The organism is Pseudomonas sp. ICMP 10191, assembly GCF_001467335.1.
GTDB classification, from domain to species: domain Bacteria; phylum Pseudomonadota; class Gammaproteobacteria; order Pseudomonadales; family Pseudomonadaceae; genus Aquipseudomonas; species Aquipseudomonas cerasi.
Genome location: NZ_LKGW01000175.1, coordinates 1 through 2,566, shown reverse-complemented (window position 1 = coordinate 2,566; position 2,566 = coordinate 1). Strand labels below are relative to the sequence as shown.

At 63.3% G+C, this 2,566-nt stretch carries 1 pseudogene; it reads right to left on the bottom strand.

The features are described from left to right. Nucleotides 1-2,566, bottom strand: a pseudogene (locus tag AO388_RS25455) (condensation domain-containing protein); the annotation flags it as partial.

Genomic DNA, 2,566 nt, shown 5'->3' with positions numbered 1-2,566 from the left:
GGCAGGGTCCAGCGGTACATAAGCCGCCCCTGCCTTGAGCACACCGAGCAGGCCGACCATCATTTCCACACCGCGCTCGACGCAGATCGCCACCCGGTCGTCCGGGCCGATGCCCAGGCCGATCAGGTGATGAGCCAGACGGTTGGCCTGACGGTTCAATTCGGCATAGCTCAGGCGCTGCGCCTCGTGGACCACGGCGATAGCGTCGGGCTGTACCTGGACCTTTTCTTCGAACAGCTGGTGAATCGTGCAGTCTTGCGGGTAAGGCACATCGGTAGCATTAAGGTCGACCAGCAGATGCTGGCGCTCCGCCTTATCGAGCAACGGCACCTGCTCCAGCAACTGGCGGTCGTCGGCGACCATGGCTTCCAGCAAGCGCTGGAAGTAGCCCATGTAACGCTGCAGGGTGCTTTCGTCGAACAGTGCCGTGGCATATTCCAGCGTGCCGATCAGTTGATCGCCGACCTCGGTCATGTCCAGCGTCAGGTCGAACTTGGCCGTATGGCCAGCCACTGCGACGCCCTGCAGGCTCATGTCGCCAAGCGCCAGATCGGATGCTTCGTTGTTCTGCCACGACAACATGGCCTGGAAAATCGGGCTGTGGGACAGGCTGCGTTGTGGGCGAACCACCTCAACCACCTGTTCGAACGGCAGGTCCTGATTCGCCTGGGCGGCCAGGGTCTGCTGTTTGACCTGCTGCAACAGGCTTTGGACGCTCGGTGTCCCCGAGAGGTCGACGCGCACGGCCAGGGTGTTGACGAAGAACCCGATCAGGTCCTCCACCTCGGTACGCAGGCGGTTGGCCACCGGCGTACCGATGACCACGTCGTCCTGACCGGCCAGACGTCCCAGCAACGCAGCCCATGCGGCCATGACCGTCATGAACAGGCTGCTGCCATGCCGCTGGCTCAGCGCCTTGAGGCCACGCGTCAGGTCGGCGTCGAGGACCAGGCCGAGCAACTGGCCGCTGTAGTCCTGTTGCGCCGGGCGTGGCCGGTCGCTCGGCAAGGTCAGCAAGGCCGGCGCGCCGGCCAGAGTCTGCTGCCAGTACTGGCGCTGTTGCTGCAGCACGTCGCCGCTCAGCCAGTTGCGCTGCCACAGCGCGTAATCGGCGTATTGCACGGGCAATGCTGGCAACGGATCCTCGGCGCCTTGGCTGAACGCTGCATAGAGCACGCCCAGTTCACGGGTCAACACGCCAGCGGACCAGCCGTCAGAGACGATGTGGTGCATGGTCACCAGCAAGACATGGTCATCATCGGCCAGGCATACCAGACGTCCACGCACCAGTGGGCCGTTGAGCAGATCAAAGCCCTCTTCGGCCTCTTCTGCGGCGATGGCGAGCAGTTGTTGTTCCGCGTCGCCCTGCCCGGTCAGCACCTGCAGTTGCAAGTTGAAGCCGATATCGGCTGGAGCGATGCGCTGCAGCGGATCCTGGTCCTGTTCCTGGACAAAGGTTGTGCGCAATGCCTCATGGCGCGCAACGATACGGTCCAGCGCGCGCTTCAGTGCGTCCTGATCGAGCCTGCCGCGCAGACGCAGACCGGCTGGAATGTGATAAGCCGCACTGCCGCCGTCCAGCTGCGCGAGGAACCACAGGCGTTGCTGGGCAAACGACAGCGGCAAGGACTGATCGCGGGACACCGGCACGATGGGCTGCTGGCTGCTGCCGGCAGCGTGTGCCACTACCTGAGCCAGCGCCGCAAGTTCCGGCTGGGCGAAGATGTCCGCCAGGCTCAGCTCGACGCCCATGCGCTGACGCACCTGGGAAATCAGGCGCATTGCCAGCAGCGAGTGCCCGCCCAGTTCGAAGAAGTGGTCATGACGCCCTACTGCTTCCAGGTTGAGCAGGTTCTGCCAGATCTGCGCCAGGGCTTTTTCGCTGGTGCCTTGCGGGGCGACATGTTCGCGACTGGCAAAGGCGTTGTCCGCTGGAGCTGGCAAGGCCTTGCGATCGAGTTTGCGATTCGGTGTCAGCGGCAGTGCATCAAGCAGCACGAACGCACTTNCTTGGCAGCATGTACTCGGCCAGTTGCGGCGCCAGTTCGGCGCGCAGTCTGGCGGCATCCAGGTTTGTTTGTGGCTGGGCGATCACGTAGGCCACGAGGCGTTTTTCGCCGGGATTGTCTTCCCGAGCGATCACCACCGCTTCCTTGACCCCTTTGCAGCTACCGAGACGCGCTTCGATTTCGCCCAGCTCGATACGGAAACCGCGCACTTTGACCTGGAAGTCTACCGAGACGCGCTTCGATTTCGCCCAGCTCGATACGGAAACCGCGCACTTTGACCTGGAAGTCATTACGGCCCAGGTATTCGATACGGCCGTCGGCCATGTAGCGTGCCAGGTCACCGGTCTTGTACATCCGGGCATCAGGGCTGTTGCTGAACGGATCAGCGAGGAAGCGCTCGGCGTTGACTCAAGGTTCAGGTAACCGCGTGCCACGCCGTCGCCACCGATGAAAATCTCACCGGCCACGCCGTATGGCACCGGCTGCTGATGGGCATCGAGCAGGTAGATGCGGGTGTTGGCCATCGGCTTGCCGATGGTCGCGTTGCCGCTGCCTTC